This is a genomic window from Bacillus cereus group sp. BceL062 (assembly GCF_051780025.1).
Taxonomy (GTDB): Bacteria; Bacillota; Bacilli; order Bacillales; family Bacillaceae_G; genus Bacillus_A; species Bacillus_A toyonensis.
In genome coordinates, this window is the sequence record NZ_JBPWGY010000002.1 from 519,212 (window position 1) to 532,533 (window position 13,322).

Below are 13,322 nucleotides of genomic sequence, written 5' to 3' on the forward strand. Positions count from 1 at the left end.
CTTACCAATTCGTTCTAAAATAGGTATGGATGCTAAGTTCTTATAAATCGTTTCAATTGTTGTTTGGAAGATACTGAGGTGATTTAACTGGAGTACAAATCTATTAAACCGAAAAAAATTTACGAAGAAGTATCTGAAGCTATTTTAACAATGATTAAAAATGGTACGTTAAAACCTGGTGACAAGCTACTTCCTGTGCATCAATTAGCTGAGCAGTTTCAAGTTGGCAGATCTGCTGTTCGTGAAGCGTTAAGTGCGCTAAGAGCGATGGGCTTAATTGAAATGAAGCAAGGAGAAGGCACATATGTGAAGAACTTTGATTCTTCTTCATTAACAAAATCATTAAACAATAGATTATTAATGAAGAAAGAAGATATTTTGAATTTATTAGAAGTGCGAAAGGTGCTTGAAGTGGGGGCAGTTCGAGCAGCAGCGGCAAAACGTACGGAAGATAATTTGCAAAATATGAAACATTGGTTAGATGAAATGGCAAAGAGCATTGGAGATGAAAAGGCTGGCGAAAAAGCAGATTTTCAGTTCCATATGGGAATTGCAGAGTCTTCGCATAATAGCATTTTGCTTGAACTCATGAATCATGTTTCAGAGATGATTGCTGAAACGATTGGTGAATCAAGACGCATTATTTTATATGGTGAACAAACGACATCAGAACGACTTATAGAAGAGCATCAAGTTATATATGATGCGGTTTTAAAACAAGATGTAGAATTAGCGCAGCAAGCAATGCTAGATCATTTAACAAATGTAGAACATATTGTCACAGGTAGAAACGATATAAATTCGTAATTTAATCTTTAAAAAATCTAATTTTCTGATAAAATAGAGAAAGATTAAGTAAGCGTTTTCTTTAGAAAAGGGAGAGGATAGGTCATGGTTGAGCCTATTTCTTTTCTCTTAAGTCATCTGATGACCATATGTTTGTTGGCGAAGTTGTAAAGAGGGGGAGTAATAATTATGAAAGTTACTTTATTTGTTACTTGTTTAGTCGATATGTTTGAAACAAATGTCGGTAAAGCAACAGTTGAAGTGTTGGAGCGTTTAGGTTGTGAAATTGAATTTCCGGAAGCACAAGTTTGTTGTGGTCAGCCTGCTTATAATAGCGGCCATGTAGAAGCAGCAAAAGAAGCGATGAAACATATGATTGAGACTTTCGAAGATGCAGAATATATCGTTACGCCATCTGGCTCTTGTGCGACAATGTTTCATGAGTATCCGCATGTTTTTAAAGATGACCCGAAATGGGCTAAGCGTGCACAAAAGGTTGCTGATAAAACATATGAATTTACACAATTTATTGTAGATGTTTTAAAAGTGACAGATGTGGGTGCAAGTTTACCAGGAATAGCTACTATTCATAAGTCTTGTCATATGACACGCCTGCTTGGAGTAAAAGAGGCACCAGGAATTTTATTGTCTAATGTAAAAGGATTAACTGTGAGAGAACTGCCAAACGTGCAAAATTGTTGTGGGTTTGGGGGAACGTTTTCAGTTAAGATGACTCCGATTTCTGAGCAAATGGTAGATGAAAAAGTAGATAGTGTAATGGAAACAGGTGCTGATTATTTAATCGGTGCAGATTGTGGGTGTTTGTTAAACATTGGCGGACGAATTGAGCGTTTAGGAAAAGAAGTAAAAGTAATGCATATTGCTGAGGTACTGAATAGTCGCTCATGAAGGGGGAACATAAGCTATGTCTATGAAAATCAGTGAGAAAAAATTTAATGATCGCGTAGGCGATGGAATTCAAGATTCGTTTATGCGCGGAGCAGTATCTTCTGCACAAACGCGTTTATATACGAATCGATTAAAAGCAGCGGACGAATTGGGAAACTGGGAAGAGTGGCGTGAACTAGGTGAACAAATTCGTCAACATACGTTAGAAAATCTTGATTATTACTTAATGCAGTTAAGTGAAAATGTATCAAAAAGAGGCGGCCATGTGTACTTTGCGAAAACGAAAGAGGAAGCAGCAAAGTATATTCAAGACGTCGCGAAAAAGAAACAAGCGAAAAAAGTAGTGAAATCAAAGTCGATGGTAACAGAAGAAATTAGTATGAACCATGCGCTTGAAGAAATTGGTTGTGAAGTGTTAGAAAGTGACTTAGGAGAGTATATCTTGCAAGTAGATAACGATCCACCTTCACATATTATTGCGCCTGCACTTCATAAAAATAGAACGCAAATTCGTGATGTATTTAAAGAAAAACTTGGCTATGAAAATTCTGATGATCCATATGAGATGACAAAGTTTGTTCGTAAACAACTTCGTGAGAAATTTATGGATGCAGAAATTGGTGTGACGGGTTGTAACTTCGCTGTTGCAAATACGGGATCACTTTGTTTAGTAACGAACGAAGGTAATGCGGATCTTGTTATGTCGATTCCGAAAACACAAATAGCAGTAATGGGTATGGAACGTATGGTTCCGACAATGGAAGAGTTAGATGTTTTAGTTGGTTTACTATGCCGTAGTGCGGTAGGTCAAAAGTTAACAAGTTATGTAACAGTAGCAGGACCAATTCAAGAAGAGGAAGTTGATGGACCTGAAGAGTTCCATTTAGTTGTTGTTGATAATGGTCGTTCTCAAATTCTTGGATCTGAATTCCGTTCAGTATTGCAATGTATTCGTTGCGCAGCTTGTGTAAATGTATGTCCTGTATATCGTCACGTTGGTGGACATTCATATGGATCGATTTACTCAGGACCAATCGGTGCGGTATTAACACCACTTTTAGGTGGATATGATGATTACAAAGAGCTTCCTTATGCATCTAGTTTATGCGGAGCATGTACAGAGGCTTGTCCAGTAAAAATTCCATTACATGATTTATTATTAAAGCATCGCCAAGTAATCGTTGAACAAGAAGGACGTGCGCCACTTGCAGAAAAATTAGCGATGAAAATGTTTAGTATGGGTGCTTCTTCAGCTGCATTATACAAAATGGGATCAAAAATGGCACCAGCAGCAATGAGTCCATTCACATCTGGTAACCGTGTATCAAAAGGTGTTGGACCACTTAAAAACTGGACGGATATTCGTGAATTCCCAGCGCCAAGTAAAGAAAGATTCCGTGATTGGTATAAAGATCATAAGAAAGGCGGGAATAAATAATGGCAGGATTAATTCAAAACCGTGATTCCTTTCTAGATAACATTGCAAAAGAACTTGGGCGTGCGCGTAAAAGAGAAGGTGTCGAGCGTCCAGTATGGAAAAGTAATGTGAATATAGAAACGTTAAAAGATTATTCACAAGAAGAATTACTAGAAGTATTTAAAAAGCAATGTACAAACATTCATACAACTGTAGTAGAAACGACAAATGACCGTTTGTATGAAGATCTTCAAAAAGTAATCATGGAAAACGGCGGGGGACCTATTTTATTATCAGCAGATGAACGCTTTGATGCATATGGTTTAACATCTTTATTTAAAGAAGAACTTCCAAAGCGAGATATTGAAGTAAACGTATGGGATCCAGAGAGAAAAGACGAAAATATGCGTATAGCTGAAAAAGCGAATATCGGTATTGCATTTAGTGATTATACATTAGCTGAATCTGGTACAATTGTTGTACAAAGTCATAAAGGGCAAGGACGTTCTTTACACTTTTTACCGACTGTATACTTTGCTATTATTCCACGTGAAACACTTGTGCCTCGTATTACGCAAGCAGTTCAGGATATGAACTCACGTGTAGAAAATGGCGAGACAGCGGCATCTTGTATTAACTTTATTACAGGACCTAGTAACTCTGCTGACATTGAAATGAATCTTGTTGTCGGAGTACACGGACCATTAAAAGCGGTATATTTCATCGTATAAAAGAGGGGAAAGCAGGCCAGGAAATGGCCTGCTTTTTTAGTAGAATAAAGGATAATATGAAGTAGAAGTTCTCTCCTTTTTTTGTTATGTTCTTTTGGAAAGGAGAGGAAGGGATGTTCACTTATATATATGCATTGTTAGTGGGTATGGTGTTTGGTTCTTTTTTTATGCTAATCGCAATAAGGGTTCCTTTAGGCGAGTCTATTATTACACCGCGTTCGCATTGTCATTATTGTAAGTATGTACTAAAGCCAAAAGAACTAATTCCAATCATTTCATTTTGTATACAAAGAGGGCGCTGTACGAATTGTAAGAGGGGAATTCCGATTCTGTACGTAGTATTTGAATTTGTAACCGGTACAATATTTTTTCTTACTGTATATATGATTGGAGTAGAACGAGAGCTTCTCATCATTTTATCACTTTTTTCGTTACTTCTTATTATTTCCGTTACAGATTATATATATATGTTAATTCCTGATCGTATTTTAATTTCGTTTGCTTTTCTGCTTATTTTAGAATGTATTTTTGTACCATTAGTTACGTGGATAGATAGTATAGTTGGTAGTGGGGTTATACTCTTTTTGTTATATTGTATGCAAAAGATATATCCAGAAGGGCTTGGTGGAGGGGATATAAAATTACTCTCGCTACTTGGATTTATAGTGGGATTGAAAGGGGTTTTTATTATTTTATTTTTAGCGTCTTATTTTAGTCTTTGTTTTTTCGGGATGGGTATTTTATTAAAGCGTATAGAAGCAAGTAAACCAATTCCATTTGGCCCTTTTATTAGTCTTGGAGCAATATGTTATGTATTAATTGTGTATTCAAAATAGAGGGGGATAGAGAATGAATATATATATGGATGATCAAAGAAGTTGTCCGTTCGGATATGTGCCCGCAACTACAGTAGAAACTGCCTTGGAATTTGTTAGGGAGAATGAGGTAAATATTATTTCTCTCGACTTTAATATGGGATGGCGGCAGAGTAATGGATTTGATTTCGTAAATATTTTTTGTAAAGAGGGATTACATGTTAAGGAAATCCACTTTCACACAAATGATGTCATTGGTATGGATAAGATGAAACAAAGAATAGAGGGTGGAAAAGAACAAGGAGAGATTGAAGCAAGTATTATTGTGAAATATGTGGGGAGCTAAAAACTCCAAAGTTTAACTTTGGAGTTTTTAATGTTTCATATGTGCTTGTAAAGGAATAATCTCTTCTTGTTGAGCTGCTGCGATTACAGTCTCTTCCTGTTTAACATCAGGTGTTTTCTTTGTTAAGTAGTGATATACCATACCGACAAATACGGACCCGCCAATAATGTTACCGATTGTAACTGGAATTAAGTTATGAATAGCGCCTGCAAAAGAAATTGTCTCAGGATGTGGTGATACTAAAGATAAAGCAAACAGTGATAAGTTTGCAATGCTATGCTCATAACCAGATAAAAAGAAAGTGAAAACGAGCATCATCATCATTAATATTTTGGCTGTGTCACCTTTCACTTGAGAAGGTAAGAAGCAGGCAAGACAGACAAGCCAGTTACATAAAATTGCTTTAAAGAATAATTGCATTGTAGGTGTATTCATCTTTCCTTCAACTACTTTATTCATTAAATGACCGTGATCAATCGCTTCGAAAATGCCAGTTGCGTAAAATAGTAAGGCAAAGAATAAAGCGCCCGCTAAGTTACCTGCATAACATGCAATCCAGTTGCGAAGTGTATCAGAAATCGTTGTTTCTTTTCTTAAAGTTGCTACTGTGAAGTACATTGTATTTCCAGTAAATAATTCAGCACCACCATATATAATAAGTACGAGGGCAATCCCGAAAAACATGGAAGCAGCTAAATAAGTTGCTGGTGAATCTGCAATGTGAAAAAAGTTACCTAATTTAAAACATAGTACAATAATAAAACCGATATAAATGCCCGCAAGTGCAGCACGAATGAAATATTGCATCGGATTTATATCTAGCATTTTCTTTTTGCTCTTAGCCAGTTTGACAACATAATCTAATCCTTGTTCTAGCATGAGTCATACGCTCCTTTAGTAAATCTTCTATAAATACTCCTTATATGAATAAAGTACATGGATTCGTTCACAGTTTCAATAAGTTTGTGCAATGTTTCACAAAAAGGACATACATAAAATAAGAAAGCGATTACAAAAGGTAGTATAATGGAATTTTTTCTAAAAATAGAGAGGGAATTGAAATAAAAAAGAAAAAGCGCTGTAATTACAGCGCTTTTTCGTCTAAATTCTTTTCTACTTTTACTTCTACTTCTTTCGAGAAGAACCAACCGCCAACTGCGATTCCAACTAATACAATCCAGAATGTAAGTTTCCACGGAGTAGATTCTGGGAATGAATGCGGAATTACATTTAATGCAGGGTGTGCTAATGTATAGATTGCTAACTTCACACCAACCCAACCTACAATTAAGAATGCTGCAGTTTCAAGTCCTGGTTTACGTTTTAATATTTGTACGAAAGCAGTTGCTGCAAATCGCATAATGATTAATCCAATAAGTCCACCTACAAAGATAACAACGAATTGCCCAGTATCAAGACTACCAATTGTACCTAGTCCTGTTTTCGGTAAAGTCATTGCTAATGCAACAGCAGCTAAAATTGAATCAACTGCAAAGGCGATATCAGCAACCTCGACTTTAAATACAGTCCACCAAAAATTCTCTTGTTTTTTCTTTGCTTCTTTTTCTTCTGTGTCTTCATCCGTATTCTTTTTAACATACGTTTTAAATAAGTGATTACCAGCGATAAACATAAGGTAAATAGCACCGATTGCTTGCACTTGCCATACATCGACTAAGAACGAAATCATAAATAACGATCCGAATCGGAAAACAAATGCCCCCGCTAATCCGTAAAATAGTGCTTTTTTACGTTTTTCTTCTGGTAAATGTTTTACCATAATTGCAAGAACAAGCGCGTTATCAGCCGCTAAAATCCCCTCAAGTGCAATCAGGATGAGTAATACCCAACCATACTCCAATAATAATGATACATCCATGTACATTCTCCTCTCATTTCTATAAGTACTAAATAAGTGAAGAATTTCCCCACTATTTAGTTTCCCCATACTCCTGCCTATTAACTTTGGAAGAATTTGGCAATGAATACAAAAAAGACCTCTGCCGTTAATAGGCAAAGGTCTTGCTAGACATATGTAATAAAAATGCCAACAAAGCCGGAAGAACTAAGTTCTACGTAATGACGACTTTGTTTCCAAGAAATATTCTTGGACGCTACTCCCCTTTGGAGATATGCTATTGTACTCTCATTATATGGATAATTTATACGGTTGTCAACCTGTTAAAATATCTTCGTTCGGATATTTTATTTTCCGGTTCTTTTTACGTGCAAATGAAAAAGCCAATGTTAACGGTCCCATTTTTCCAAAAAACATCATAAAGATAATAATAGCTTTTCCAATTATCGTTAAGTGTGGTGTTAAATTCATACTGAGACCGACTGTTCCAAATGCTGAAAATACTTCGAAAGCACTCATCAATAGAGGAACTCGCTCAGTAATACTTAAAATTAAAATAGCAGCAAAGATAAATGAAATGGAAATAATAGTAATGGTCAATGATTTGACAATGAGCGTATCTTTAATGGATTTTTTAAACACAACAATATCATCTTGTTCTTGTAAAAATTTAAATACGCCAAAAAACATAATTAAAAATGTTGTTAACTTAATTCCACCACCAGTTGAAGCACTACCAGCACCAATAAACATAAGAAGCATCATTAATAAAAGGGAAGGTTTTGTTAATGCAGAAATATCAACGGTATTAAATCCGGCAGTGCGCGTTGAAATTGCTTGGAAATAAGCAGCCATTCCTTCTTCAAATGGGGTAAAACCTCTCATAGAAAAAGAATTATGAAACTCGAATATGAAAATAAAAACGGTAGCAATAATATTGACGATTAGAGTAGAAGAGAGCATGAGTTTTGAATGTAATGTAAGGTTTTTAAAGTTCTTTTTTCGTTTTATATCTATGATCACTGTAAAACCGATTCCACCTAAAATAATGAGAGAAGAAATAACGAGATTGACGAGAATACTATGAGAATGGGATATTAAATTATCGCTCCACACAGAAAAACCGGCGTTGTTAAAGGCAGAGATCGAATGAAAAAAACTATAATAGAACCCTTTAGCAATTCCGTATTTTGGTACCCATTCAAAAGAGAGGAGCAAAGTAGCAATACATTCTACTGTAAAAGAGAATAGAAATAATGCTTTGGCAAGACGAATGACACCGCCAATATTCGTTTGATTTAGTGCTTGTTGTAACAAAATTCGGTTCTGAAGACCGATTTTTCTGCCAAGCATAATTGCAATTAAAACAGCAAAGCTCATAATACCAAGACCGCCAACTTGTATAAGTGTTAAAATTACACATTGGCCAAATAAGGTAAATACTTTTCCAGTGTCCACAACACCAAGCCCTGTAACTGTACAAGCAGAAACCGTTGTAAATAAGGCATCGAGCCATGAAATAGATGTTGTTGTAGCAATTGGTAGTTTTAATAAGCATGTGCCGACAAGTGATAATACAATAAAAGATAAAGTAAGAACACGAGGAGGGCTCATGCTAATATTAATCCGTTTCATCTCACATATCGTTCCTTTCAGTTTGTTCTTACTAGTATGTGAAAAAGTACTATTATGTATGTTGCAATAGAAAGAGGCAGAGAATATCTGCCTCTAAGCCATATGTTATAGTATTATCCGCGTAATTGTTGTTGAGCTAAAGCAACAAGACGTTTTGTTACTTCGCCGCCAACTGAACCGTTAGAACGAGATGCTGTATCTGAGCCTAAGCTAACACCGAATTCTTGTGCAATTTCATATTTAAATTGTTCAAGTGCTTGTTCTGCACCTGGAACTAGTAATTTGTTTGTTTTTACCATGTTGACACACATCCTTTTGAGTAGTCCAGTTCAGCTAAGTTAAGTACTATCTAAACTGGTAATGTTATTTTATGTGGAAACGATGTACTCATACCCGGAAGTAATCGGTGTGATTAGAAGTTCTTGGATAGAAAAAAGAGTAGCAAAATTGCTACTCTTTTTTCAGTATTGTCGCTGTACCTTCCACGACAATATCATCGGATTGATTGTAGATGTTTGTTTGTAATGTAATGATTTTTTTATCATCCCGTTTTTTAATGACTTCTGCCACTACACGAAGTGTATCGCCGATTTTGACAGGAGCACGGAATGAAACGTTTTGGGATAAATAAATCGTATTTTTTCCTGGGAGTTTCGTTCCAAGAACGGTAGAAATAAAACTTGAAACGAGCATACCGTGAGCAATACGTTCTTTAAACATTGTCGTTTTTGCAAAAGAGTCTAAAATATGAATAGGATTTACATCTCCAGTCAATTTTGCAAAATTGATAACGTCCTCATCCGTAATTATTTTTGTTAGAGATGCTTGATCACCGACTTGAATCTCATCATAACGAAGCTCCGGAACAGTTTGTGCTTCTTGGAATGGATTCATTTTGTCCTCCTTCTTTTCCATATCGAAAAATGTAAGCCATCTTGATGTAGTAGGAGGAAGAAAGAGTTTTGTTTGTGCTGCAGTTAGTTGCCACATTTTTCTTACTTGATGGAAGTAAATAGATTTTTTGAGTTTTCCTCGAACTGCTTTGCGAGTTCTAGTTGTTTGGACTTGAACTCTCCCAAAAAAACTTCTAACTGTTTTTGAACCTCTTCGCGTTGCGATTGTTGTTGTTCTATAAAGTGTTTTGTTGTTTCTTCAAATTGACCGCTAGTTTGAGTAAGAATAGACAAAGATGTTTTTGTAGGAGAAACAGTAAGTTGATGCATTTGAGTAGAAAGCTCATTCCATTTCCCTTGCCACTCGTTAATTTGATCATTTAAGGAGTTTCCAGTTAATTGCTTCACGTAATCTGTATATTGGTTATTGAACTGAGCTGTGAATTGTTGTAGTTCTTTTTCTAGTTCATTTACTCCCGATGTTAATTTATGCAAAGCGTCTTGTTGTTGTTTTAACGTTTCTAAAGTAAGTTGCTCTAATTGTTTCCCAGCTGAAGAGAAGAGGGAAAGAGATTGAGACCAGTTTTTCCAAAATGCATCGACTAATTCGTATGGTTTAGTTTCCATTGTTTGACCTCCAAATGTTTTTTTGCATATTGTGAACGCAGATTACTCTGCTGTACCACCAGGTGAAGATGAAGAATCCTTTTCATCCTTTTCTGGAGAAGTAGAAAATGGAAAGAATGCATTGGTGTATAACGTGAAAAACGTCCGCAACATATTTTGATAATGTTCAAAAGAAGTCGCACATGTTGATAAATATTGCTCTCCATATTCAGTTAAAGAATAAATTCTTTTTGCTGGCCCTCCATCGCTTGTATCCCAAGTAGAAGAAATAAGGTTTTCTTTTTCTAACTTGCGTAGTGTTCTATAAACATTACCTTGGTCAACAGAAGAAAAGCCGATGTCCATTAGCATTTGAATGAGTTTGTAACCATGAAGACTCCAGTCTTTTAGACAGAGAAGTAAGAAAGGAACTAAGAAGTTTTTTGGCATGGAGTTTGGTTGTTTCGCTTGGTTTTTTTCCAAACTTTCTGGGTGTTCTGGTTCATTATGTAGCATGATTGTGCATCACCTCATGAATCAGTTAGATGGAATTTTTTGCTTATAAGTGCAATTTACACCTATCTGTTTTTAATGTCAATACATTTGTTGGAAAATAAAGAAAAATAAAATATAGACTTGAAGTTTTATTCAGAATATTAGAAAATAGTGAATAGGTTGAATTGTTTCAAAAACAAAAAAGGGAGTGTAGGCGAAGTGATTGATCAAAAATTCGATCCATTGCAAGCATGGAAAAATGCTTATGAACAAACCGAAACATTTTGGGGAAAAGCGCTCAATGAAACAATTAAAACAGAAGAATATTCTGCTTGGATGGGCAGCGTTCTAGACTTGAATTTGTTTTATCAAAAAGCATTAAATGATACGACAAAAAGTTATTTAGAACAAGTGAACGTGCCAACGAAAGAGGATATCGCTAGAGTAGCTACGCTTGTTATTAACTTAGAAAATAAAGTTGATAATATTGAGGAAGTTCTAGAAGAGAAAGTGGATTCGTTAGGACAAGCTCCTACATTAAAGCGTGATGTTACGAAAGTAAAACAAGATATTCGCACGTTAGAAGCGAAAGTTGATCAAATTTTAGAATTGCTAGAAAAGCAAAATGCAGTACTAGCTAAACTACAAGTACCTGTAAAAGAAGAAGTAAAGCCGGCGAATAAGCCAGAAAATAAAAAATGATAATAGCGTTTGTTTACAACGTGTAAAAGAGAGAGGGAGAATCTCTTTTTCACGTATAAACAACGAAACATAATTAATATATGGACTCTATTAGTATGAGTACCAAAATGATTCATAATAATCGTTCACAAATTCATTTAAGGGGGAAAAGAAATGGTTCAATTAAATGGCAAAGTAGCAATCGTAACAGGTGGGGCAAAAGGAATTGGAAAAGCAATTACAGTAGCATTAGCACAAGAGGGAGCAAAAGTAGTTATTAACTATAACAGCAGTAAAGAAGCAGCTGAAAACTTAGTAAATGAACTAGGAAAAGAAGGGCATGACGTTTATGCAGTTCAAGCGGATGTTTCTAAAGTAGAAGATGCAAACCGACTTGTAGAAGAAGCTGTGAATCATTTTGGTAAAGTGGATATTCTTGTTAATAATGCTGGTATTACAAGAGATCGTACATTCAAAAAATTAAATCGTGAAGATTGGGAACGCGTAATTGACGTGAACTTAAGTAGTGTATTTAATACGACAAGTGCGGTACTTCCATACATATCGGAAGCAGAAGAAGGAAGAATCATTAGTATTTCTTCTATTATTGGTCAAGCTGGTGGATTTGGACAAACAAACTACTCAGCAGCAAAAGCAGGTATGCTAGGATTTACAAAATCATTAGCGTTAGAACTTGCAAAAACAAATGTAACTGTAAACGCAATTTGCCCAGGATTTATCGATACTGAAATGGTAGCAGAGGTACCAGAAGAAGTGCGTCAAAAAATCGTTGCGAAAATCCCGAAAAAACGTTTTGGACAAGCTGATGAAATTGCAAAAGGTGTAGTATACCTATGCCGTGACGGTGCGTATATCACTGGTCAGCAATTAAACATTAACGGTGGATTATACATGTAATGAAGTAAGAAAAAAGTGCATATCCATATCAGGAATGCACTTCTTTTTTTAGAAAGAAATCGACCGAAAAGGAGATAGAAAAATGACTACATTCGTAACAGAATGGGAAAAGCAATTGGAGTTGTACCCAGAAGAATATCGCAAAGCATATCGCCGTGTGAAAAGAGCGAGCGAAATTTTATTACGCGAACCAGAACCACAAGTTGGTTTAACACCGAAAGAGGTTATTTGGACGAAGAATAAAACGAAGCTTTATCGTTACATTCCAAAACAAGAAAAAACACAGAGAGTCCCAATCTTATTAATATATGCTCTTATTAATAAGCCATATATTATGGATTTAACTCCTGGAAATAGTTTAGTGGAATATTTAGTAGATCGTGGTTTTGATGTGTATATGCTTGATTGGGGCACATTTGGTTTAGAAGATAGTCATTTGAAATTTGATGATTTCGTGTTCGATTATATTGCAAAAGCAGTGAAAAAAGTAATGCGAACTGCAAAATCGGACGAGATTTCTTTACTTGGTTACTGCATGGGTGGAACGCTAACGTCTATTTATGCGGCACTTCATCCGCATATGCCAATTCGTAACTTAATTTTTATGACAAGTCCTTTCGATTTCTCTGAAACAGGATTATATGGTCCTTTATTAGATGAGAAATATTTCAATTTAGATAAGGCGGTTGATACATTCGGAAATATTCCGCCAGAAATGATTGATTTCGGAAATAAGATGTTAAAACCAATTACGAATTTTGTTGGTCCATACGTTGCTTTAGTTGATCGTTCAGAAAATGAGCGCTTCGTCGAAAGCTGGAAATTAGTTCAAAAGTGGGTTGGCGATGGCATTCCGTTCCCGGGTGAATCATACAGACAGTGGATTCGTGATTTTTATCAAAATAATAAATTGGTTAAAGGTGAACTCGTTATTCGTGGACAAAAGGTAGACCTTGCAAATATTAAGGCGAATGTCTTAAATATTTCCGGGAAACGTGATCATATCGCTCTGCCATGTCAAGTGGAAGCTTTACTAGATCATATTTCTAGCACAGATAAACAATATGTATGTTTACCAACAGGGCATATGTCTATCGTTTACGGTGGAACAGCTGTAAAACAAACATATCCGACGATTGGAAATTGGCTTGAAGAGCGTTCCAATTAAAAATAAAAAATCCAACTAGCGTTGTGTTAGTTGGATTTTTTTATGGAAAATAACAAAACATAGA

Annotated in this window: 16 protein-coding genes and 1 riboswitch; of the genes, 9 read left to right on the forward strand and 7 right to left on the reverse strand. The window is 35.7% G+C overall.

Annotated features, from left to right (window positions below):
• Positions 1-117 precede the first annotated feature (117 nt).
• From ACS2MN_RS07845 to ACS2MN_RS07870, 6 genes are all read left to right on the forward strand, one after another.
• Entirely contained in the window at positions 118-807 is a 690-nt protein-coding gene (locus ACS2MN_RS07845; protein ID WP_254903113.1) for a FadR/GntR family transcriptional regulator, read from the forward strand.
• A gap of 168 nt (positions 808-975) precedes the next feature.
• Positions 976-1,695, forward strand: a complete 720-nt coding sequence (locus ACS2MN_RS07850) for a (Fe-S)-binding protein (RefSeq protein ID WP_000869145.1) — start codon at positions 976-978, stop codon at positions 1,693-1,695.
• 16 nt (positions 1,696-1,711) lie between these two features.
• Positions 1,712-3,133, forward strand: coding sequence for a LutB/LldF family L-lactate oxidation iron-sulfur protein (locus tag ACS2MN_RS07855; protein WP_000061931.1), 1,422 nt, complete (start codon positions 1,712-1,714; stop codon positions 3,131-3,133).
• On the forward strand, positions 3,133-3,843 hold the full coding sequence (locus tag ACS2MN_RS07860) for a LutC/YkgG family protein (protein ID WP_000907756.1): 711 nt from the start codon (positions 3,133-3,135) through the stop codon (positions 3,841-3,843). Before ACS2MN_RS07855 ends, ACS2MN_RS07860 begins: the two co-directional genes overlap by 1 nt.
• Before the next feature lie 86 nt (positions 3,844-3,929).
• Positions 3,930-4,679 (forward strand): prepilin peptidase, encoded by a 750-nt coding sequence (locus ACS2MN_RS07865; RefSeq protein ID WP_015000258.1) that lies wholly within the window; start codon positions 3,930-3,932, stop codon positions 4,677-4,679.
• A 13-nt stretch (positions 4,680-4,692) separates the two neighbouring features.
• Entirely contained in the window at positions 4,693-5,004 is a 312-nt protein-coding gene (locus ACS2MN_RS07870; protein WP_087949135.1) for a cyclic-phosphate processing receiver domain-containing protein, read from the forward strand.
• A 27-nt stretch (positions 5,005-5,031) separates the two neighbouring features.
• On the opposite strand, the gene ACS2MN_RS07875 is transcribed toward ACS2MN_RS07870, so the two are convergent.
• The 7 genes from ACS2MN_RS07875 to phaQ form a co-directional block, all read right to left on the reverse strand.
• Positions 5,032-5,883: a formate/nitrite transporter family protein gene (locus ACS2MN_RS07875; RefSeq protein WP_000893032.1), complete on the reverse strand. Its 852-nt coding sequence runs from the start codon at positions 5,881-5,883 to the stop codon at positions 5,032-5,034.
• Positions 5,884-6,088: 205 nt separating this feature from the next.
• Positions 6,089-6,883: a TerC family protein gene (locus ACS2MN_RS07880; RefSeq protein ID WP_000383309.1), complete on the reverse strand. Its 795-nt coding sequence runs from the start codon at positions 6,881-6,883 to the stop codon at positions 6,089-6,091.
• Positions 6,884-6,973: 90 nt separating this feature from the next.
• A riboswitch (yybP-ykoY riboswitch) is annotated at positions 6,974-7,139 on the reverse strand.
• 38 nt (positions 7,140-7,177) lie between these two features.
• On the reverse strand, positions 7,178-8,497 hold the full coding sequence (locus tag ACS2MN_RS07885) for a TrkH family potassium uptake protein (protein WP_098805388.1): 1,320 nt from the start codon (positions 8,495-8,497) through the stop codon (positions 7,178-7,180).
• Positions 8,498-8,610: 113 nt separating this feature from the next.
• Positions 8,611-8,796: an alpha/beta-type small acid-soluble spore protein gene (locus ACS2MN_RS07890; RefSeq protein WP_000241211.1), complete on the reverse strand. Its 186-nt coding sequence runs from the start codon at positions 8,794-8,796 to the stop codon at positions 8,611-8,613.
• Positions 8,797-8,947: 151 nt separating this feature from the next.
• Positions 8,948-9,391 carry a MaoC family dehydratase gene (locus ACS2MN_RS07895; protein ID WP_103592423.1) on the reverse strand — a complete coding sequence of 148 codons (444 nt, stop codon included), beginning with the start codon at positions 9,389-9,391 and terminating at the stop codon, positions 8,948-8,950.
• A gap of 101 nt (positions 9,392-9,492) precedes the next feature.
• Positions 9,493-10,017, reverse strand: a complete 525-nt coding sequence (gene phaP, locus ACS2MN_RS07900; RefSeq protein WP_000448600.1) for a polyhydroxyalkanoic acid inclusion protein PhaP — start codon at positions 10,015-10,017, stop codon at positions 9,493-9,495.
• Positions 10,018-10,059: 42 nt separating this feature from the next.
• Positions 10,060-10,512: a poly-beta-hydroxybutyrate-responsive repressor gene (phaQ, locus tag ACS2MN_RS07905; protein ID WP_000903016.1), complete on the reverse strand. Its 453-nt coding sequence runs from the start codon at positions 10,510-10,512 to the stop codon at positions 10,060-10,062.
• Positions 10,513-10,710: 198 nt separating this feature from the next.
• Here phaQ and phaR point away from each other — a divergent pair, with 198 nt between their 5' ends.
• From phaR to phaC, 3 genes are all read left to right on the forward strand, one after another.
• Positions 10,711-11,193 (forward strand): polyhydroxyalkanoic acid synthase subunit PhaR, encoded by a 483-nt coding sequence (gene phaR / locus ACS2MN_RS07910; protein WP_000566959.1) that lies wholly within the window; start codon positions 10,711-10,713, stop codon positions 11,191-11,193.
• Between the two features lie 153 nt (positions 11,194-11,346).
• The gene (locus ACS2MN_RS07915) at positions 11,347-12,090 is read left to right on the forward strand and encodes an acetoacetyl-CoA reductase (RefSeq protein WP_000250411.1); all 744 of its coding nucleotides are present in this window, start codon (positions 11,347-11,349) and stop codon (positions 12,088-12,090) included.
• 82 nt (positions 12,091-12,172) lie between these two features.
• Positions 12,173-13,258 (forward strand): class III poly(R)-hydroxyalkanoic acid synthase subunit PhaC, encoded by a 1,086-nt coding sequence (gene phaC / locus ACS2MN_RS07920; protein ID WP_000206839.1) that lies wholly within the window; start codon positions 12,173-12,175, stop codon positions 13,256-13,258.
• Positions 13,259-13,322: the final 64 nt, after the last annotated feature.